Annotated in this window: 19 protein-coding genes; 8 read left to right on the top strand and 11 right to left on the bottom strand. The window is 67.4% G+C overall.

The window, feature by feature from the left end; translation table 11 throughout:
• Positions 1-78: 78 nt before the first annotated feature.
• The 6 genes from BRESU_RS03625 to BRESU_RS03650 all read right to left on the bottom strand — a co-directional run bounded on the left by BRESU_RS03625 (position 79) and on the right by BRESU_RS03650 (position 4806).
• A complete protein-coding gene (locus BRESU_RS03625; protein WP_013268145.1) occupies positions 79-882 on the bottom strand; it encodes a sulfite exporter TauE/SafE family protein in 804 nt (267 codons plus the stop codon).
• Positions 879-2537, bottom strand: coding sequence for a bifunctional protein tyrosine phosphatase family protein/NAD(P)/FAD-dependent oxidoreductase (locus tag BRESU_RS03630; protein ID WP_013268146.1), 1659 nt, complete (start codon positions 2535-2537; stop codon positions 879-881). Before BRESU_RS03630 ends, BRESU_RS03625 begins: the two co-directional genes overlap by 4 nt.
• A gap of 37 nt (positions 2538-2574) precedes the next feature.
• Positions 2575-2769 (bottom strand): YgaP family membrane protein, encoded by a 195-nt coding sequence (locus BRESU_RS03635; RefSeq protein WP_041761259.1) that lies wholly within the window; start codon positions 2767-2769, stop codon positions 2575-2577.
• Positions 2770-2987: 218 nt separating this feature from the next.
• Positions 2988-3440, bottom strand: coding sequence for a DUF6691 family protein (locus BRESU_RS03640; RefSeq protein WP_013268149.1), 453 nt, complete (start codon positions 3438-3440; stop codon positions 2988-2990).
• Positions 3437-3880, bottom strand: coding sequence for a YeeE/YedE family protein (locus tag BRESU_RS03645; RefSeq protein ID WP_013268150.1), 444 nt, complete (start codon positions 3878-3880; stop codon positions 3437-3439). The genes BRESU_RS03640 and BRESU_RS03645 overlap by 4 nt, the downstream gene beginning before the upstream one ends.
• Complete coding sequence (locus BRESU_RS03650; protein WP_041762001.1) at positions 3880-4806, bottom strand: MBL fold metallo-hydrolase; 927 nt, start codon at positions 4804-4806, stop codon at positions 3880-3882. The genes BRESU_RS03645 and BRESU_RS03650 overlap by 1 nt, the downstream gene beginning before the upstream one ends.
• Before the next feature lie 259 nt (positions 4807-5065).
• Between BRESU_RS03650 and BRESU_RS03655 the strand changes: the two genes are divergently transcribed.
• From BRESU_RS03655 to BRESU_RS03665, 3 genes are all read left to right on the top strand, one after another.
• A complete protein-coding gene (locus tag BRESU_RS03655) occupies positions 5066-5719 on the top strand; it encodes a peroxiredoxin (protein ID WP_041761261.1) in 654 nt (217 codons plus the stop codon).
• Positions 5716-6111, top strand: a complete 396-nt coding sequence (locus BRESU_RS03660; RefSeq protein WP_013268153.1) for an ArsR/SmtB family transcription factor — start codon at positions 5716-5718, stop codon at positions 6109-6111. Before BRESU_RS03655 ends, BRESU_RS03660 begins: the two co-directional genes overlap by 4 nt.
• A gap of 253 nt (positions 6112-6364) precedes the next feature.
• On the top strand, positions 6365-7015 hold the full coding sequence (locus BRESU_RS03665; RefSeq protein ID WP_013268154.1) for a YoaK family protein: 651 nt from the start codon (positions 6365-6367) through the stop codon (positions 7013-7015).
• A gap of 57 nt (positions 7016-7072) precedes the next feature.
• On the opposite strand, the gene BRESU_RS03670 is transcribed toward BRESU_RS03665, so the two are convergent.
• Entirely contained in the window at positions 7073-7759 is a 687-nt protein-coding gene (locus tag BRESU_RS03670; RefSeq protein WP_013268155.1) for a VIT1/CCC1 transporter family protein, read from the bottom strand.
• A 2-nt stretch (positions 7760-7761) separates the two neighbouring features.
• The gene (locus tag BRESU_RS03675; RefSeq protein ID WP_013268156.1) at positions 7762-8820 is read right to left on the bottom strand and encodes a sensor histidine kinase; all 1059 of its coding nucleotides are present in this window, start codon (positions 8818-8820) and stop codon (positions 7762-7764) included.
• Between the two features lie 129 nt (positions 8821-8949).
• On the opposite strand from BRESU_RS03675, the gene BRESU_RS03680 reads away from it, so the two are divergent.
• A complete protein-coding gene (locus tag BRESU_RS03680; protein WP_013268157.1) occupies positions 8950-9255 on the top strand; it encodes a hypothetical protein in 306 nt (101 codons plus the stop codon).
• Positions 9256-9338: 83 nt separating this feature from the next.
• Here the strand turns inward: BRESU_RS03680 and BRESU_RS03685 are convergent, their stop codons facing one another.
• Positions 9339-10100: a helix-turn-helix domain-containing protein gene (locus BRESU_RS03685; protein WP_013268158.1), complete on the bottom strand. Its 762-nt coding sequence runs from the start codon at positions 10098-10100 to the stop codon at positions 9339-9341.
• Between the two features lie 103 nt (positions 10101-10203).
• Positions 10204-10578, bottom strand: a complete 375-nt coding sequence (locus BRESU_RS03690; protein ID WP_013268159.1) for a c-type cytochrome — start codon at positions 10576-10578, stop codon at positions 10204-10206.
• Positions 10579-10695: 117 nt separating this feature from the next.
• Here BRESU_RS03690 and BRESU_RS03695 point away from each other — a divergent pair, with 117 nt between their 5' ends.
• From BRESU_RS03695 to BRESU_RS03705, 3 genes are read left to right on the top strand one after another with little or no spacing between them, the layout of a single operon-like run.
• Positions 10696-11529, top strand: a complete 834-nt coding sequence (locus BRESU_RS03695; protein ID WP_013268160.1) for a universal stress protein — start codon at positions 10696-10698, stop codon at positions 11527-11529.
• Between the two features lie 30 nt (positions 11530-11559).
• Entirely contained in the window at positions 11560-13092 is a 1533-nt protein-coding gene (scpC, locus tag BRESU_RS03700; protein WP_013268161.1) for a succinyl-CoA:acetate CoA-transferase ScpC, read from the top strand.
• Complete coding sequence (locus BRESU_RS03705; RefSeq protein ID WP_013268162.1) at positions 13089-13715, top strand: hypothetical protein; 627 nt, start codon at positions 13089-13091, stop codon at positions 13713-13715. Before scpC ends, BRESU_RS03705 begins: the two co-directional genes overlap by 4 nt.
• A 9-nt stretch (positions 13716-13724) precedes the next feature.
• On the opposite strand, the gene BRESU_RS03710 is transcribed toward BRESU_RS03705, so the two are convergent.
• The gene (locus tag BRESU_RS03710) at positions 13725-15161 is read right to left on the bottom strand and encodes a CehA/McbA family metallohydrolase domain-containing protein (RefSeq protein ID WP_013268163.1); all 1437 of its coding nucleotides are present in this window, start codon (positions 15159-15161) and stop codon (positions 13725-13727) included.
• A 232-nt stretch (positions 15162-15393) separates the two neighbouring features.
• On the opposite strand from BRESU_RS03710, the gene BRESU_RS03715 reads away from it, so the two are divergent.
• Positions 15394-18189, top strand: coding sequence for a TonB-dependent receptor (locus BRESU_RS03715; RefSeq protein WP_013268164.1), 2796 nt, complete (start codon positions 15394-15396; stop codon positions 18187-18189).
• Positions 18190-18219 lie beyond the last annotated feature (30 nt).

Raw genomic sequence — 18219 nt, forward strand, 5'->3', positions numbered from 1 at the left:
GGTTGCGGGGCCTCGGGAGTGTCAGTCCGGGAGGCGGTCATCTTGTTCTTCCTCGGGGTCGTTCAGGGGGCGAGATGATCAAACACCGGCGGCCGTCCCGAAGACTGCGCCCGCGCTCTTCCAGAGCATATAGGCCGCGACCACGAAGATGAGGATCGAGAAGACGGTCGTCAGCAGGCCGGTCGTGCCGGACAGCTTTTTGGCCACCAGCGCCCCGCCGAAGCTGCCGGCCAGACCCCCGAGGATGAAGACCCCGGCGAGGGGCCAGTCGATCAGGCCGGAGAACGCATAGTTGAGCGCTGTCGTCAGGCCGAAGGCCGTGACCGCGACCAGCGATGATCCGATCGCATTGAGGATCGGCATGCCCGTCGAGGCGACCAGACCTGGCACAATCAGGAAGCCGCCGCCGATTCCGAAGAAGCCGGAGAACACCCCGGTGCCCAGCCCGAAACCGAGGACTTTCGGCGCGTTCTCGCGATTGCACTCCGCGCCCGGATTGCCGACATCGCCGCGCCCGCGCAGCATCAGGACGCCGACGACGACCATGACGATGGCGAACAGGAACAGCAGCTTCCCGCCGTCGAACGCCTTGCCGACGGTCGAACCGGCAAAGGCCCCGGCGACGCCCGCACCGGCATACATGCCCGCGCAGCGCCATTTCACGGTGCCATTCCTGGCGTGGTTCATCAGCCCCGCCGCCGCATTGGCGGCGACGGCCAGGGCGCTGGTGCCGATCGCGACGTGGGCGCTGGGCACGCCGACCAGATAGACCATCAGCGGCACGGCCAGGATCGATCCGCCGCCGCCGACCAGTCCCAGGGTGAAGCCGACCAGGCTGCCGGACAAAGCCCCCAGCAGATACTGGATGGGTTCGAGGGTCACGCTGCGTCACTGTGCTGGGGTTGCGCCATCCACTCATGGCCCTTCAGCATGCCGTTCCAGTAGATCCACGGCAGGGCTTCGGATTTCAGCAGCCAGGACAGGCGCTGGGGCCTGGTGCCTTCGATGATCCAGCTTGGGAAGCTGGGCAGAAGCTTGCCGCCATAGCCGAACTCGGCGAGCAGGATCTTGCCGCGCTCGACCGTCAGGGGGCAGGAGCCGTAACCATCGTAGACAGCGGTCGGGGCCTTTCCGGCCAGGACCGCGATCAGGTTCTCGGCCACGACGGGCGCCTGCTTGCGCGCTGCCGCCATCGTCTTGGCGTTGGGCGTCGAACCGCCGTCGCCGAGGCCGAAGACGTTGGCATGACGGACGTGCTGAAGGCTCGCTTGGTCGACGTCGACATAGCCCGCCTCATTGGCCAGCGGGCTGTGGGCGATGAAGGTCGGTGCCTTCTGAGGCGGCGTGACGTGGATCATGTCGAAGGCCTTCGTGACCTCGCCGGACTTCTCTTTGAAGGTGGCGGTGCGGTCGGGGCCGTTGACAGCAATCAGGGTCGACTCGAACTGCAGATCGATGCCGTAGCGGCTGACGTACTCCATCAGCGGCGGCACGAACTCCTTCACCCCGAACAGGACCGCGCCCGCGTTGTGGAATTGGACATCGATGTCCTTGAGGGCACCGCTCCGCAGCCAGTGGTCGCAGGACAGATACATCGCCTTCTGCGGCGCGCCGGCGCATTTGATGGGCATGGGCGGCTGGGTGAACAGGGCGGTCCCGCCCTTCAGGGTCTGCACCAGCTCCCAGGTGTAGGGCGCGGTCTCGTAGCTGTAGTTCGAGGTGACGCCGTTCTGGCCGAGCGTTTCGGGCAGGCCATCGATCGCGGCCCAGTCCAGGGTGTTGCCGGGAGCCACGACGAGGGCGCGGTAGCCGACCGTGCTGCCATCCTCCAGCGTGACCTGATCCCGCTCCGGTTCGAAGCTGGAAACCGCACCCTTGATCCAGCGCACGCCCGCCGGGATCACTGAGGCCTCGGCCCTTCGAGTGTCTTTTACGTCGAACACGCCGCCGCCGACCATGGTCCATCCGGGCTGATAGTCGTGGGTTTCGCGCGGCTCGATCACCACGATGTCGAGGTTGCGATCGCGCTCCATAAGAGAGGCCGCGGTGGCCAGGCCCGCCGATCCACCGCCAACGATGACGACGTCGGCGCGCTCGGGCTGCGCGCCCGTCGGGTCGGTGATCCGCGGTTCCAGGCGGGTCCGCAGCGCCGAGAGATCATAGCCCGCCCCGGCGGCGGTCGCGATCAGGGCGTCCGCCGGCTGTGCCCCGGCCTGGGTCAGAGCCCACAGCGTCGTCGAGCGCGTCCCGGTGCGGCAATAGGCGAGGATGGGTCCGTCGAGCCGCATCAGGGCGTCGGCCATGCCGGCGACGTCGCCGTCGCTGATCTTGCCGCCGACTGTCGGGACGTGGGCAAAGCCCATGCCATGGGACGCGGCCAGGGCCTGCATCTCGGCCGCGCTCGGCTGTCCCGGCTCCTCGCCGTCGGGCCGGTTGTCGATGATCGCGCGAAACCCGTCGCGGGCCGCCTGGGCGACGTCCGCCTCGCTGAGTTGGGGCGAGACCGAGAGGGAGGGCGTGAGGGCCTTGAACGGCATGACGATCGTCCTTGAACGGGGATGTTCGGGTACAGGCTCAGCGCCGCCGGGGCCGCGTGGACAGGCCGAACGGCATGTAGGCCGGGCAGGTCGCGGTCAGGCTGGTCAGCAGGAGGACAACGGCGACGGCCCCGAGGACGAGGGCGAGCGTTCCGCTGATCCATCCCAGGCCATAGGCCCCGATGACGGCGGCGACGGCGACAAGCCGGATAACCCGGTCGATCGTTCCCATGTTCTTCACGGCGAGACTCCTACGGTTAGAGGGGGCGATGCGGCCGATGCGACCGCGCCGTATTGCGACCTCAGGCGGCGGTCGGCCGGGTCGAGAAAGACCAGTCAGTGTATTTGAAGCCTTCGTCCTCGCGGGCATCGGCGCCCCCGACCCTTTTCGGCGGAGACACGATGGCGGCATCACCCGGCTGCCAACCGGCGCGGGTTGGGTGCTGGATTTCAGACATTGGATGTCTCCAGGGACGGCTGCTTCGCCGGAGCGGCGGGCAGCAGGCGGTGCAGGATCATCCCGCCCAGCATGGCCACGACGAAGAGGGCGGCGGGGACAGGGGCGACGGCGAGGTCGGCGATGGCGGGGCCGGGGCACAGGCCGGCGATCCCCCAGCCGATGCCGAACAGGGCGGCCCCGCCGATCAGGCGAGGGTCGAGATCGCGTGCGGTGGGCAGGGCGAACCGCTCGGCCGCCATCGGCGAAGGCATGCGCTGCTGGATCCGCCAGGCGATGGCCATGGGGATCAGGGCTCCGCCCATGACGAAGGCGAGCGTCGGGTCCCAGGCACCGAACAGATCGAGGAAGCCCCGCACGCGTTGCGGGTCGGCCATCCCCGACACGGCCAGGCCGGCCCCGAACAGGGCACCCGCGATCAGGGCGAAGACGATCGGGTGCTTCATTGTCCCAGCCCCATCGCATTCATGGCCGCGACCGTCGCGAAGCCGGTGAGCATGAAGGTGGCAGTCGCCACCAGCGACCGCGCCGACAGTCGGGACATGCCGCAGACGCCGTGTCCGCTCGTGCAGCCGCTGCCCAGTCGGGTGCCGAACCCGACCACCAGACCGCCGATGACGAGGGCGGCGAAACCCTGCTCGAACCGCGCCTCGACGGGGCCGAGGATCAGGGTGACCAGCAGGGCGCCCAAGGGCAGTCCGACCACGAAGGCGATCGCAAGCGGCCGGGGTGCTCCGTCCACAGTGATGCCGGTGGCTCGCGCCGCCAGACCGCTGACGCCGGCGATCCGACCCAGACCCAGCAGCATGATGGCCGAGGCCGTGCCGATCATCAGACCGCCGATCAGGCCCCGGAGCGGCATGGCATTGGCGAAGAGGTCGCCCATCACAGTACGTCCAGAGGAATCTTGAGGTAGCGGGTGCCGTTCGATTCCGGCTCGGGCAGATGACCGCCGCGCATGTTCACCTGGATCGAGGGCAGGATCAGCCTGGGCATGGACAGGGTGGCGTCGCGTGCATCGCGCATGGCCACGAACTCATCCTCGCCGACGCCTTCATGGACATGGACGTTGCCCGCGCGCTGGGCTCCGACCGTGGTCTCCCATGCGTAGGTATCGCGCCCGGCGGCCTTGTAGTCGTGGCAGTGAAACAGTCGCGTTTGCTCGGGCAGCGCCATCAGGCGACGGATCGAGCGATACAGCTGGCGGGAATCGCCGCCGGGGAAGTCGGCGCGCGCCGTGCCGTAGTCCGGCATGAACAGGGTGTCGCCAGTGAACACAGCGTCGCCGATCACATAGGCCAGGTCCGCCGGCGTATGACCAGGCACGTGAAGGGCGATGGCTTCCAGCCCGCCGATGCGGAACCGGTCGCCGTCCTCGAACAGCCGGTCGAACTCCGACCCGTCGCGGGCGAACTCGGTGCCCTCGTTGAAGATCTTACCAAAGACGTTCTGGACGTGGATGATCTCGCGACCGATCGCGAGCTGACCGCCCAGATGGTCCTTCAGATAGGGCGCGGCCGAAAGGTGATCGGCGTGGGCATGGGTTTCCAGCAGCCATGTGACCGTCAGGCCCTCGGCCTTCACATGGGCGATGATGGCGTCCGCCGAGGCGCACGAGGTCCGGCCCGCCGCGGCGTCATAGTCCAGCACGCTGTCGATCACGGCGGCCTCGCGCGTCGCCGGATCGTGGACGACGTAGCTGACCGTATTGGTCGGCTCGTCGAAGAAACTCTGGACGACCGGAACCTGACGCGATCCCCTCCGGGCCTGCTCGATGATCGTCGTCGCCGCGTCGAGGTGTGCATCGGTCATGGTGGACTCCAACTGACTGGGAAAGGCGGTGATGTTCATCGGCGGCCCTCGCCCAGGGTGACCGGGAAGCAGACAGGGGTTCCCGCCCTCGATCGTTGACGCAGATCAACTGCTGACCGGCGCTCCTGCCAGGAGGTGGGGATCCACAGTTGGTCAGCGGAAACGGTCACGGCGGTTTGGCCTCAATCTCATGATTACATGATATATGTAAGAATGTATATGAGTTGCGTCAACCGGGCCAGGATGCCAACGAGAGGTGATGATGGATTCCCCCGTTCCCGCCGCCACCACAGACCAGCGCCCGCTACGGATGGGCGACATCGCGCCCGACTTTCAGGCCCGCTCAACGCTCGGGCCCGTGAAGCTGTCGGACTATCGCGGCAGATGGCTGGTGTTCTTCTCCCACCCGGCCGACTTCACCCCCGTCTGCACCAGTGAGTTCGTGGCGATCGCCAGGGCCGCCGAGGCCTTCGCCGCGCTGGATTGCGGGCTGCTGGGTCTGTCGGTGGACAGTCTCTATTCTCATCTGGCCTGGGTCCGGGCGATCCGCGACGGCTTCGACGTCACCATCCCGTTCCCCATCGTCGAGGACCCATCCATGGCCATCGGCCGTGCCTACGGGATGATCGACGCGGACTCCGCCGATTCATCCGCCGTGCGCGCGACCTATTTCATCGATCCCGACGGCGTCATTCGCGCCATGACCTGGTATCCGCTGAACGTCGGCCGTTCGGTCGAGGAAATGCTGCGCATGGTCGCGGCGCTCCAGCGGACAGCCGGTGATGACGTTCTGGCCCCTGAGGGATGGCGTCCGGGCGGCGATCTTCTTGCAACGGCACCGCAGGATCAGCAGGCGGTTCTCGCGGGCCACGACATGGCGTGGTTCCACCGCACACAGGCGGACGCCGGATGACCCTCTATGCCTCGCGTTCCGCCGCAGACGCCGCGGCCGAAAGGCTCAAGACCTACGCCCAGCCCCAGCGGCTGATGATCCTGTCGCGCCTGATCGAGGGCGAGCGCACTGTCAGCGAAATCGACGAGGCCACCGGCATCGGCCAACCCGCGCTGAGCCAGCAACTGGCCGAGCTGCGGCGGGCAGATGTGGTCAAGACGCGCCGCGAAGCCAAACAGGTCTACTACCGCCTGGCCGATGAAAACGTGGTGACGTGCGTCAGGGGGATCGAGGCCATGTTCGGCGGCAATTCCAATGCTGCCGACGCCCTGTCAGCGGCACTTGCCGGTACCCAATCCAACCGTCCAGGTGACCGAAATCGAGGTGCTGCCACTTTTGCACGCATCGGCTGACCGTCCGCCTCCGGCCATGCGACCGGGGCAAGCCTCGGCTCCGAGGCCGGTCGGCGAGACGCGCACCTGCGGGGCCGGGCGCTTTCCCGGCCCACCCCGCGCGGGCCTGCCTTGATCCATCTCAAGGATTGAGAACCACAAGGGCGCACCATGACCGATAGAGGCAGCGTCGCGGGCGGACATCTCGACGTCGGCGGCCGGCCGGTGGTTATCCTGTTGTTCATCCGCCCTGAGGCTTCGGGAAGGCCCGACCATGCTTCGCTATGATCGCCGTATCCGCGTGCTGGCGGCCTGTTTCTCGGGCGTCGCGGGCTATGTCGACGCGATCGGATTCCTGATGACGGGCGGCTTCTTCGTGTCCTTCATGAGCGGGAACTCGACCCGCCTTGGGATCGGCTTGGCGGAGGGGTCGCCAAGCACGGTCTTTGCCGCCGCCCTGCTGGTGACCTTCGTGGTTGGGGTGATGTTGGGTACGGTCGTCGGTCGGATCGCCAGGACCCACCGGCGACCGGCGGTTCTGGCGTTGGTCACCGGTCTGCTGGCGTCGGCCGTGGCCCTGCATGCGCTGGGAGCCGGCGTGTTCGTGGCGATCCCGATGGTGCTCGCCATGGGGGCCGAGAACACGGTCTTCGCGGAGGACGGCGAGGTCCGGATCGGGCTGACCTATATGAGCGGAACCCTGGTCAAGCTGGGCAAGCGCCTGACCGCCGCCCTGCTCGGTGGCGACCGGTTCGGATGGGTGCCGTTTCTGATGCTCTGGTCGGGGCTGCTGGCGGGCGCCGTCGCGGGCGCTCTGGCCTATGGTGCCTTCGGTGTGAACGCCCTCGTCGGAGCGGTGGTTGTCATGGCGGTGCTGACTGTGGTGACCCTCTTGCTGGGCCCCGATCTCAAGCCTCAGCGCTAGGGTGCGCGACGCCCGGGCCGGAGGGCGCGGGCAGCGCCGTTGCAGGGTCACGACCGGTCACACGACTGCGCCGAACATCTTGCCGATTCCGGCGGTTATCGCCATGGCGACGACGCCCCAGATCGTGACCCGGAGCACCGCCTTGAGGATCGGTGCGCCCCCGACCTTCGCGCCGACGGCACCGAGGAAGGCAAGGCTGAGGACAGCCGCCGCCGTCACCGTCGACAGTGTAAGTGACAGTGGCGCGGCGATGGCGACGATCAGCGGCACGGCCGCGCCGATGGAGAACGATACCGCGGAGGCGAAGGCGGCCTGGATCGGGCGGGCGATCGAGGTCCCGGAAATGCCCAGCTCGTCCTGGACGTGCGCCGCCAGCGCGTCGGTCGCCGTCAGTTGCCGGGCGACCTCGTCCGCCAGGTCCGGCGTCAACCCCCGCGCGGTGTAGAAGCCGGACAACTCGCGCAGCTCGGAGTCGGGAGACGCCGCCAGTTCCGCACGCTCCCGCTCGATGTCGGCCTTCTCCGCGTCGGCTTGCGAGCTGACGGAGACGTATTCCCCCGCTGCCATCGACATGGCTCCGGCGACCAGACCGGCCACGCCCGCGACAAGGATGCCGCTGCGGCCGGCCTCTGCCGCCGCGACCCCGACGATCAGACTGGCCGTGGAGACGATCCCGTCGTTGGCTCCCAGCACCGCCGCGCGGAGCCAGCCGACCCGATCGCCGATATGACGTTCCCGATGCATGGTCATTGTGCTCCGTGGCTGGAGGGTGCGGCGCAGACGATCGAGATGCACGCACCGGGCGCGGCATCCGTGCAGGTGAGCACCGCGCCGAGCTGACGTGCAAGGGCCTGGACGATGCCGGTCCCCAGTCCCGGTCTGGCCGTCGTCGGGTCGGTCGGCATGCCGACGCCGTCATCGCGGACCTTCAGGACCCAGCCTTGGCCCCTGGCACCGTACTCCACGTCGATCCGCCCTTCGCGATCGCCGGGGAAGGCGTGCTTGAGGGCGTTTATCACCAGCTCCGTGACGATCAGGCCGATGCTGACAGACTGGCCCGAGGAGGCCACGCTGTCGTCCACAGTCACGCCCAGGGTGATCTGATTGTGGTCGCGGATCATCGAGTCGCCGATGCTGCGGCACAGGTCGGTGATGTAGCCGCGCAGTTCGACGTCGCCGAGTTCGGATCGCGCGAGTTGATGCTGCACGGCGGCGACGGACAGGACCCGCTGGTGGGCGTCGCGCAGATGGGCGCAGCTGCGGAGATGGGCACAGCTGTCGTCAGACCCCACCGTTCGCATGCCCTGCATCAGGACGCTGGCGATGATCTGCAGGCTGTTGGCGGTCCGGTGCTGGACTTCCTGGACGAGCATGGCCTTTTCCCGGATCAGTTCACCGTTCTGCCGTTCCTTCGCGCGGACATCGGTGACGTCCTGGATGGACAGAAGCAACCGGATTCCGTCGGCGTTGCCATGGTCGAGGCGTTGGACGTCCAGGATGAGGCGTCGCACGCCATGGCGGGCGTTCAGGTCCATCTCGTAGCTGCGATTGGAAGCCCCGCCAGAGGTCGCCGCGACCAGCGACGACCAGAGCTGCGGCACGTGCCATTCCCCATCACCAAGGTCGGCGAGGCGCGCTCCGGGGATGTCGCCGGGAGAGACATTGAAAGCGTCGAGAAAGCTCTGGCTCGCAGCCACGATCGACAGATCGCCGTCCAGCAGGAGGACGGGCGCGACAGAGGCGGAGATCAGCGAGAGCGCCAGGTTGAGGGCGATGTCGGAGGGCGGCGTGAGCGATGCTGGCATGGATGGTCCACCCCCGCGGGACCGCATCGTCGGACCCTAGGGAGGATGTATCGCGTCGGCCTTGATCCAGATCACCGACGTCGCCCGGCCGATGGGGTTGGATGGGACACCATCAAAAGGAGCCTCCCCATGACCCACGCCACCTTGAAGACCCTGAGCCGCGACCTCCATGATTTCGCTGACGAAGCGAGCGACCATCTGAAGGACGCGGCGAGGAAGACGGGGACGGACGCCAGCGAGGCGCTCGCCCGATCGAGCAAGGCGATCAGCCGCGCCGCCGATCGCCTTCGTGACGAAGCAGAGAACTCGGCAGCGACCACGCGTGCCCAGATGTCCGAGACTGTCCGCGCCTATCCGGTCAGCACCAGCGTCGTCGCCGGCGCGGTTGTCGCCCTGCTGGCGACCTTCGTCCTGGTCCGTCTCTCGCAGGCCTGACCCGGACGGGTGGGCCTCGACGCTGACCGCGCCGGGGCCCGCGACGTCCATAGGACGCGGCACCCCGGCCTTGAGGCGCTTGCCTAGACCTCGCCCGATGCGTGCTGTCGAAGACGTTCGGGTCGCTCGACGATCAGTTCGTTCTGCGACGGGATGGAGATCAGGCCCTTGACCTTCATCCGTGTCAGCACGCGGCTGACCGTCTCGATCGTCAGGCCCAGATAGTCGGCGATCTCGCCACGCTTCATGGGCAGCCGGACGTGGCCGGGCGCGGTGGGGCGCGAGGGATCGTGTCCGGGCAGGTCGAGAAGGAAGGACGCCATCCGCTCGATCGCGGTCTTGCGCCCCAGCAGCAGCATCTGGTTCTGCGCCGCGGCCAGTTCGTGAGAGGTGCGGTGAAGCAGCATGTGCTCCAGCGGCGGCGAGCCTGCGACCAGGGCGCGGAACGGACCCTTCCGGAAGCGGCAGACGGTCGAGACCTCCATGGCCTCGGCCGAGAAGACATAGGTTTCGCCAATGGCGAGGCCGAGGAAGTCGCCCGCGAACAGGAAGCCTGTGATCTGCCGTCGGCCGTCCGGCAGCAGCTTGTAGACGCGCAGGGAGCCACCGGTGATGTTGAAGACGTGCGGTGCCGGCTCGCCTTCGCGGATCAGCACGGCTCCGGGCTCGAGTTTGATGACCTCGGCCAGTGCCCCCAGGCGCTGCAGGTCCGGGTCATCGACGGCACCACAGACGCTGATCGTTCGCGCGCTGCAACGCTCACAGTCGCTGCGGATCGAGCGATCGGCACGGTCCGGCGAAAGGAGTGGGCGCGGCGCAAGCGAAGGCTTCAGGGCAACGACCATGCCGCAGTGTGCGCCCGAAGCTGAATATTACCCAGCCAGTTTATTGGTCGGCAGCAAATGAATTCCGAAAGAGATCAGGTTCAGTGGCCATTGGCCCTGCGGATCAGTTTCCGGATGGGGTCTGAATGCTTTTCAGATAGGCGATCAGATCTGAGTTTTCCTCCGTCGACATGACGAATTCGGGCATGGCGGCGTGGCCGGTATTGATCCCTTCGGCGAAGGCCTCGGCCAGGTCGTCGACACGATAGCGCTGGCCGAGGTCCCTGAAGTGCGGGGCAGCGGGCAGGGGGCTCTCGCCCGACAGGCCGACGGCATGGCAGCCGGCACAGTTCGCCTGGGCGTAGGCCGCTCCCCGGTCCTCTGCGGCCAGGGTCGACCCGCCGCTTTCGCCCGACATGGCTCCGGTCAAGGGATCGACGGGTCTGACCGCGCATCCCGTCAACACGAGCAGCAGGACGATGGCGGCCGGGTGTCTCATGGAGGGGCTCCTGATCGGTGGCCAGCCTCTCATGTCGATCCGTCCCGATCTTTGATCCTGATCAAGGCGGCGGGCACGGCATTGAGGCTCTCATCGGGGCGAACCGGATCCGATGCCATGCGCCTTGCCAGTCTCCTGGTCTATGTCGACGAAGGTCCGGAGGCGACGGCGCGCGTCGCACTGGCCTGTTCGATCGCGGCGCTTTCGAAGGCTCACGTCATCGGCCTCGCCGCCAGCATGCCGGAGGCTCCGCAGATCGACCCGTATGCGGGCGGTGCCATGCTGGGCGAAATGCTGGGCCTGTTCCGCGATATCGCGGAGGCGGACGTCAGTCGGGCCCAGACACTGTTCGAGGAGGCGGTTGGCGGATACGCGGAGCAGGCCGAGTGGCGGGGCCAGGTCGGCTATCCCTCCGATCTGGTCGTGCAGGCGTTGCGGGCCGCAGACATCGCTGTCCTCGGTCGCCGCGATCCGGTGCGCTCGCCGGCGCGCTCGCCGGACCCTGCGGATGTCCTGATGGCCGCCGGCCGCGCGCTCCTCGTGGTGCCGCCTCAGCTTGCGAAAGGACCGATCGGCACCCCGGCCGTGGTCGCCTGGAAGGACTGTCGCGAAGCCCAGCGAGCCGTCGCCGCGGCCCTGCCGATCCTGGCCGCATCGTCGACGGTGCACCTGATCGAGGTCTGCGCGGCCGAACAGGCCGACGAAGCCCGGCACCGCGTCGACGACGTGGCGGTCTTCCTGCGCCGGCACGGCATCGTGGCCAGCGCGCAGACCGTGAAAGGCGACGGCCGGCCGAGGGCAGACCAGATCATCGAGTTCGCACAGGACCACGGCGCGGGACTGATCGTGGCGGGGGGCTACGGCCACGCACGGCTGCGCGAATGGGTGATGGGCGGAGTGACCCACGGACTGCTGGATCGCTCGCCGGTCTGCCTGTTGCTGAGCCATTGACCCATCCCTTCGGCGTCGCGCGGTTCCGCCGTGGATAGGTCCCGCATCGCCAGCCCTGGCCACCGGGCCAAGGTCATGTCGGCAGAGGACGCCGCTCTCCTGATCGCGCCCGACACGACCGTGGGATTGAGCGGCTTCACCGCCTCCGGCTATCCGACGGCCGTGCCCCTCGCCCTCGCCGCCCGGATCGAGGCCGAGCACGCGGCGGGGCGACCGTTCAGGCTGCGCATCTGGACCGGAGCCTCGACGGGGCCGGAGCTGGACGGGGCCCTCGCCAAGGCCGACGGCATCGAATTCCGGCTGCCCTACAACTCCGATCCCACCTGCCGCGACAAGATCAATCGCGGCCAGATGGAGTATTTTGACATGCACCTGAGCCAGGTCGCGCCCGCCGCCTGGCAGGGCATCCTGGGGCCGCTTGACACCGCCATCATCCAGGTCACCGGTGTCCGCGAGGACGGGGCGCTGATCCCCGCCTCGTCGGTGGGAAACAACAAGACCTGGCTGGACCGTGCAAGCCAGGTGATCCTTGAGGTCAATCGCTGGCAGAACCCCGACCTGCTGGGGATGCACGACATCTACTATGGTGCCGCCCTGCCGCCGAACCGGGTGCCCATCCCCCTGATCCGTTCCAGCGACCGGATCGGCGAGCCCTGCTTCCGATGCGATCCCGACAAGATCGTCGCCATCGTCGAGACCGACAGGCCCGACAGGAATGCCGGGTTCACCACGCCGGGCGCTGACGATCTGGCGATCGCGGGCCACCTGCTGGAGTTCCTCGAGCACGAGGTGAAAAAGGGCCGTCTGCCGCCGTCGCTCCTTCCGCTCCAGTCCGGCGTCGGCAATACCGCCAACGCGGTTCTGACCGGACTGATCGACGCCCCGTTCGACGACCTGACCGCCTGGACCGAGGTGATCCAGGACGGGATGATGGCCCTGCTGGATAGCGGCAAGCTGCGGATGGCATCCTCGACCGCGCTCAGTCTCAGCCCGGAGCTCAGCGAGCGCGTCAACCGAAGCATGGGCGACTATCGCGACCGCATCATCCTGCGGTCGCAGGAAATCAGCAATCATTCCGAGTTGATCCGCCGTCTGGGCGTCATCGCCATGAACGGCATGATCGAGGCCGACATCTACGGGAACGTCAACTCGACCCACGTCATGGGCTCGCGCATCCAGAACGGTATCGGGGGCTCCGGCGACTTCGCGCGGAACGCTTATATTTCGATCTTCATGAGCGCTTCTACGGCCAAGGGCGGGGCGATCTCGACCATCGTGCCGCATGCCTCGCACGTCGATCACATCAATCAGGACGTCCAGGTCCTCGTCACCGAACAGGGGCTCGCGGACCTTCGGGGACTGTCGCCGAAACAGAGGGCCAGGGCCGTGATCGAGACCTGCGCCCATCCCACCTATCGGCCCATGCTGGCGGACTATTACGCGCGCGCCCTCGCCGGCTCGTGGGGTCTGCAGACGCCCACGCTGCTGGACGAGGCCCTGTCCTGGCATTCCCGGTTCGTGCGGACCGGGTCCATGGCGTTCGGTCCGGGGGGCGCAGGATGACCCCGCCTGTGCCGATCCATGCGCGGATCGAGGAGATCGCGTCCGAGATCGTCCGGCTTCAGGGGGAGCTGGACCGCGAGATCTTCAAGCGCCGGGACGCTCTCGGCTGGCGACTTCATGAAGGGTTCGTCGAGTTCGAGCATGGCGTCGTCATGGAGCATCGACGCCTCAGGAGAAGCGCCGCGGCCTTCGTCGCCAGCGCGCCGCCCGCGACGGTGCTGACCTCGCCGGTCATCTATTCCCTGATCCTGCCGCTGGCGCTGATCGACCTGTGGGCCTCGGCCTATCAGGCGGTCTGTTTCCGGGCCTACCGGCTGCCCCGGGTTCGCCGGCGCGACTATCTCGTTTTCGACCGCGAGGCCCTCGCCTATCTGAACTGGATAGAGCGGCTGAACTGCTGGTTCTGCGAATACGCCAACGGCGTCGCTGCCTACGTCCGCGAGATCGCCAGCCGCACCGAGCAGTACTGGTGCCCCATCAAGCATGCGCTCAAGGTCACCAGCCCCCACCGACGCTACCAGGACTTTGTCGAATACGGGGACGCCGAGGGATACCGGGATCGATTGAGCCGGCTGAGAGCGGCCTTGCGGACCGAGCCGTCGACGACGGGGATCGGGAACTAGACAGGCCTGTCATTCGGTCAGGAACACCGGATTCCCGTAGAACCACAGGTCGGACCAGGGATCCTCGCCGGGCGTGTCGACAAGCGGTTCAGGCTCTGTGCCGCTGGTGCCCCGGACCCGCAGGTAGCGGGGCCCGCCCGACGCCGGAAGCCGATGCGTCATGGTCAGGACCTCGCCCTCGACCGTCCAGTCTGCGGCGGTGAAGCGCCGCTCGACCCGCGTCGTCGGGTTCGTGTCCGCATCGCGGTCGCCCCCCGGCGGGGTCACGTCGCCGACGATCAGGTCGATGTGGTTGACCGACGGTGTCCGTCCTCCCGCGTTGGCGGCCCTGGGATCGCGCACGCGCAGGGTGACGACGATATCCTCCCCGCCGCCGGCCAGGGCGCCGCCGATCGTCGCCGTCCGGTCGCCGGCCGTCACCGTCATATCCAGCCCGGAAATGAGATCCCCCGTCGTGACGAACACGCGGCCCTCGCGCAGCCCGTCCAGGATGTCGGCGCCGTCTGCGCGGGCCATGACATAGGTCTTGGCGTATTCGCCGGGCCAGAAGTCGTCGCCGCCCTCGCTGATATGGGTGTGGGAATCCGAGGTCGCCGTGATCCACCAGCGCCGGCCTTCACCCAGCAGGCTGTCCCAGACGCCGCCCAGCCGGGCCGTCATCTGGTCGAACCCGCCCATGGTGGGGAAGCGCCGATAGATCCCGCGCGAACCGGCCGGATCAGGCCGTCCGTCGGCAAACAGCCCGTCGGCCTGATGACCCGGTGCGCCCTCCATGCCGATGACGACCCGTGGCGTGATCTCGCTCCAGTCCCGCAGCTGGTGCGGGCGGACCTCGCCGTATTCGCCCAGACTCGTGGCCGAGCGCGACGGGTGGTTGGTCACCATGACAGGGCGGGGATCCATCGTCGCGATGTCGCGAAGGGCCTCCAGCATGAAGGCCTCGGTGTCACGGCCTGGATCCTCGGGCCAGGGCTGGCGACGCCCGTAGCGGCTCTCGATCCGCAGCAGGTCCTCCCGCTCATGCGTCGACCGGGGGATGATCAGGCTGGAGTGCTCGGCCCCGGGCGTGTCGAACTCCATGCCGTAGAACAGGATCAGTCCGGGGACGCTTTCCCGCGCGCGCAAAAGTTCAGGCCAGGCCTGTTCGGCGTTCAGCCGGGCGTGAAGCGGCCCCCCGTGGTCGGTGGAGACCATCCACGACAGGCCGTAGCGCTGCGCCGCCTCGGCATTCTGGATGATCGTGTGGTTTCCGTCGCCGCCCAGCTGCGGCACGGGCGGTGCCCCAGGCGCGGTCGGGTCGGGTGTGTAGCGGGCGCTGAACCGGCTGTGCACGTGGTGATCCCCCGCCAGCCAGCGACGGCCGTCGTTCGCGCCACTATCGGTCTGGGCAAACGCGAGGCTGGACGTCAGGGCCAGCGCCAGTCCCCAGGCGATCGACGATGTCATTGGCTGCGCTCCATTCTTCCGTACCCTGAATACAGAAGTATGTGACGTGCAGGATTCAATCGTTACAAAAGAAATGGTCGTTTCCGCGAACCTTTTGTGTATCGTGTGAATTATTTGCGATCCTCATCTGATTAGATTGAGGTGTGTCGTTCGTGGTGGCTACACGGCGCCGCGTGTGGGGAGGGCGCGTCGGGCATGGGGCTGGCGTTCTCCTGACACCGGGAGCAATTTCATGATCCGCCTTACCCAGATCGATACACGCGTCGCCTTGATGGCGGGTGTCGCCGCCGTGGCCCTGGCCACGGTCGCCGCGCCCGCGGCCGCCCAGCAGACCGAGCGCCAGGAGGAAACGGCCCTGGACGAGATCGTCGTCACGGGCTCCTTCGCCACCAGCCTGGCCGACGCCCTCGTCATCAAGCGTCGCGCCGACTCCATCTCCGACGTCGTCTCGGCTTCCGATATCGGCAACTTCCCGGCGGTCAACGTCGCCGAGGCCCTGCAGCGCGTTCCGGGCGTCTCGATCTCGCGCGAGGCCGGCGAAGGGCAGTTTGTCAGCGTCCGGGGCCTCGGCCCCAACTTCCAGTCGGTGACGTTGAACGGCTCGCCGATCGCCTACAACGAGAACATCCGCAACTCCGACCAGAGCGGCCGCCAGTTCCAGTTCCGCGTCATTCCGGCCGACCTGATCTCGGCCATCGTGGTGACCAAGGCTCCGACCGCCGATCTGCTGGACGGCGGCATCGGTGCCAACATCGACATCCGCACCGCCGATGCCCTGGACACCGAGCCGTTCGCGACGGCGCGCCTCTACACCCACTATGAGACCCGCACCGAGAAGAACACGCCGAACGGCTCGCTGTCGGCCGGCTGGCGCAACGCCGACCGCACCTTCGGCATCATCGCCGGCGTGTCCCTGGCCACACGCGACGTGCAGTTCGATCGCGTCCAGACCACCGGCTACACCAACCGCCTCGTCAACGGCGTGACCGTGGCGGTGCCGAACGAGATCCAGCTGACCCTGGAGCGCGAGGAGCGTGCGCGCGTCAGCGCCATGGCCGGCCTGTCGTGGCGGCCGACCGACGCCCTCGCCGCCCGCATGGACGTGCTGTACTCGCGGTTCAACAACACCATCGACGAGGACCGGATCAGCTTCGGCCTCGGCGGTCGTGCGGACTTCTCCACCCGCCTGGTGGCGTCGAGCGCCCGGGTCGTGAACGGCATCCTGTACGCAGGCCAGATCAACGGCGGCCGCATCGACCGGAACGCCGAATACTCGGAACAGCAGCACGAGAACATCTCGATCCGCGGGCAGGTCGACTGGGACGTCGCAGGCTGGACCCTCACGCCGTCGATCAGCTACTCGGAGGCGAAGTCGTTCCTGCCGGTGCCGCTCCAGCGCATCAGCGGTGCGACGGCCGAGAACCCGGCCGGCCTCACCTACAGCTATGATTTCGGCGACGATCCCGTCGGCAACCGCGAGTACGCCTCGCTCCTGACCAATCTGGACCTGGGCAGCCCGACCTCGACGACCGTCAGCGCCTATCGCACGCGTCCGATCAACTCGGAGGATAACGACACCACCGCCCTGCTGAACGTCGGCCGCGACTTCGACGCCGACCTCGGCGCGATCACCCTGTCGTCGATCGCCTTCGGCGGTCAGTACACCGACCGTTCGCGTGACTACCAGCGTCGCGACCGCGTGCTGACGGCCCGTCCGGGCGCCAACGTCAACACGCCGGAGTACCTGAACCAGCAGCTGCCCACGAACGCCTTCGACCAGGCGATCCGCAACCTCTACAACATGGGGCTGACCTACAACCGCGCCCTGTTCGGCATCTCCTACGTCATCCCGAACGAGGCGAACGACACCAACGCCCAGTCGGAAGATCTGGTCGCCACCGGAGCCGACCTGCAGCAGTCCTACGGCGTGGACGAGGAGATCACCGCCTTCTACGGGCGCGCCGACTTCTCGGCCGACCTCGGCTCCATGCCGCTGGAGGCCAACCTGGGTCTGCGCTGGGTCTCTACCGAGACCTTGGTCAAGGGCACGCTCCTGACCGCCGGCCGCAACTCGGCCGGGGCCGTCACCACGGTCGTCAATCCGCAGACCTTCGAGGGCTCGTACGAAGAGTTCCTGCCCAGTCTGAACATCAACCTGAACCTGCGCGACAACCTGATGCTCCGCGTTGGGGCCTCGCGCACCCTGACGCGTCCGTCACTGGCCGACCTGCGCACCGCCGTGGTGCCGAACTCCTCGCTGATCACCCAGGTCTTCCTGAACGGCCAGACCGCGCTCGATGCGGCCACCGCCAGTGCCAAGGTCGGCGTGGGCGGCAATCCGGAACTGAGCCCCTACACCTCGGTGAACTACGATGCCTCGCTCGAGTGGTACTTCAACGATTTCGGCGCCCTGTACGGCGCCGTCTTCAAGAAGGACATCTCGGACTTCATCGGCGGCATCGCCCGGACAGAACAGATCCTGTTCGCCACCCAGGCCGGCCAGACCCTGACTGCTGACCTTCTGATCACCCGTCCCCAGAACATCGGTGACGCCACGGTCGAGGGCATCGAGTTCGGCGGTTCGTACAGGATGGACTGGGGCTTCGGCCTCGCCGCCAGCGCCACCTTCACGGACTCCGAGGCCGAGATCGAAGCCACGCCGGGCACCCTGACCACCGCCGGTCTCCAGGGCGTCTCGGACACCAGCTATTCGATCAGCCCCTTCTTCGAGCGGGGGCCGTTCGAGATCCACTTCAGCTACACCTACCGTTCGGACTTCACCGCCAACGGCAACATCACGCCGGGTTCCAACGCCGTCATCGACAAGAACGCGGCCATCGTCGCCGACGGCTTCGGCACGCTGGACTTCGGTGCCTCGTGGCAGGTCAACGACACCTTCCAGATCTTCGCGGAGGGCACCAACATCGCTGACGAACGCCAGGCCGTCTATCAGGGCAATGAGGACCGTCCGTTCCAGGTCCAGGAATACGGCCCGAGCTACAACCTCGGCCTCCGGGCGACGTTCTAGAACGCCGGGGTCCCGGCGTGGCGGATGCTT

The organism is Brevundimonas subvibrioides ATCC 15264 (genome assembly GCF_000144605.1).
GTDB classification, from domain to species: domain Bacteria; phylum Pseudomonadota; class Alphaproteobacteria; order Caulobacterales; family Caulobacteraceae; genus Brevundimonas; species Brevundimonas subvibrioides.

What these genes read in the sequence shown, in the direction of transcription:
- BRESU_RS03660 (WP_013268153.1), top strand. Translation starts at nt 5,716, where the DNA reads ATGACCCTCTATGCCTCGCGTTCCGCCGCAGACGCCGCGGCCGAAAGG.
- BRESU_RS03635 (WP_041761259.1), bottom strand. Translation starts at nt 2,769, where the DNA reads ATGGGAACGATCGACCGGGTTATCCGGCTTGTCGCCGTCGCCGCCGTC.
- BRESU_RS03690 (WP_013268159.1), bottom strand. Translation starts at nt 10,578, where the DNA reads ATGAGACACCCGGCCGCCATCGTCCTGCTGCTCGTGTTGACGGGATGC.
- BRESU_RS03695 (WP_013268160.1), top strand. Translation starts at nt 10,696, where the DNA reads ATGCGCCTTGCCAGTCTCCTGGTCTATGTCGACGAAGGTCCGGAGGCG.
- BRESU_RS03710 (WP_013268163.1), bottom strand. Translation starts at nt 15,161, where the DNA reads ATGACATCGTCGATCGCCTGGGGACTGGCGCTGGCCCTGACGTCCAGC.
- BRESU_RS03675 (WP_013268156.1), bottom strand. Translation starts at nt 8,820, where the DNA reads ATGCCAGCATCGCTCACGCCGCCCTCCGACATCGCCCTCAACCTGGCG.
- BRESU_RS03680 (WP_013268157.1), top strand. Translation starts at nt 8,950, where the DNA reads ATGACCCACGCCACCTTGAAGACCCTGAGCCGCGACCTCCATGATTTC.
- BRESU_RS03685 (WP_013268158.1), bottom strand. Translation starts at nt 10,100, where the DNA reads ATGGTCGTTGCCCTGAAGCCTTCGCTTGCGCCGCGCCCACTCCTTTCG.
- BRESU_RS03665 (WP_013268154.1), top strand. Translation starts at nt 6,365, where the DNA reads ATGCTTCGCTATGATCGCCGTATCCGCGTGCTGGCGGCCTGTTTCTCG.
- BRESU_RS03670 (WP_013268155.1), bottom strand. Translation starts at nt 7,759, where the DNA reads ATGCATCGGGAACGTCATATCGGCGATCGGGTCGGCTGGCTCCGCGCG.
- BRESU_RS03640 (WP_013268149.1), bottom strand. Translation starts at nt 3,440, where the DNA reads ATGAAGCACCCGATCGTCTTCGCCCTGATCGCGGGTGCCCTGTTCGGG.
- BRESU_RS03650 (WP_041762001.1), bottom strand. Translation starts at nt 4,806, where the DNA reads ATGACCGATGCACACCTCGACGCGGCGACGACGATCATCGAGCAGGCC.
- BRESU_RS03645 (WP_013268150.1), bottom strand. Translation starts at nt 3,880, where the DNA reads ATGGGCGACCTCTTCGCCAATGCCATGCCGCTCCGGGGCCTGATCGGC.
- BRESU_RS03630 (WP_013268146.1), bottom strand. Translation starts at nt 2,537, where the DNA reads ATGCCGTTCAAGGCCCTCACGCCCTCCCTCTCGGTCTCGCCCCAACTC.
- BRESU_RS03655 (WP_041761261.1), top strand. Translation starts at nt 5,066, where the DNA reads ATGATGGATTCCCCCGTTCCCGCCGCCACCACAGACCAGCGCCCGCTA.
- BRESU_RS03705 (WP_013268162.1), top strand. Translation starts at nt 13,089, where the DNA reads ATGACCCCGCCTGTGCCGATCCATGCGCGGATCGAGGAGATCGCGTCC.
- BRESU_RS03715 (WP_013268164.1), top strand. Translation starts at nt 15,394, where the DNA reads ATGATCCGCCTTACCCAGATCGATACACGCGTCGCCTTGATGGCGGGT.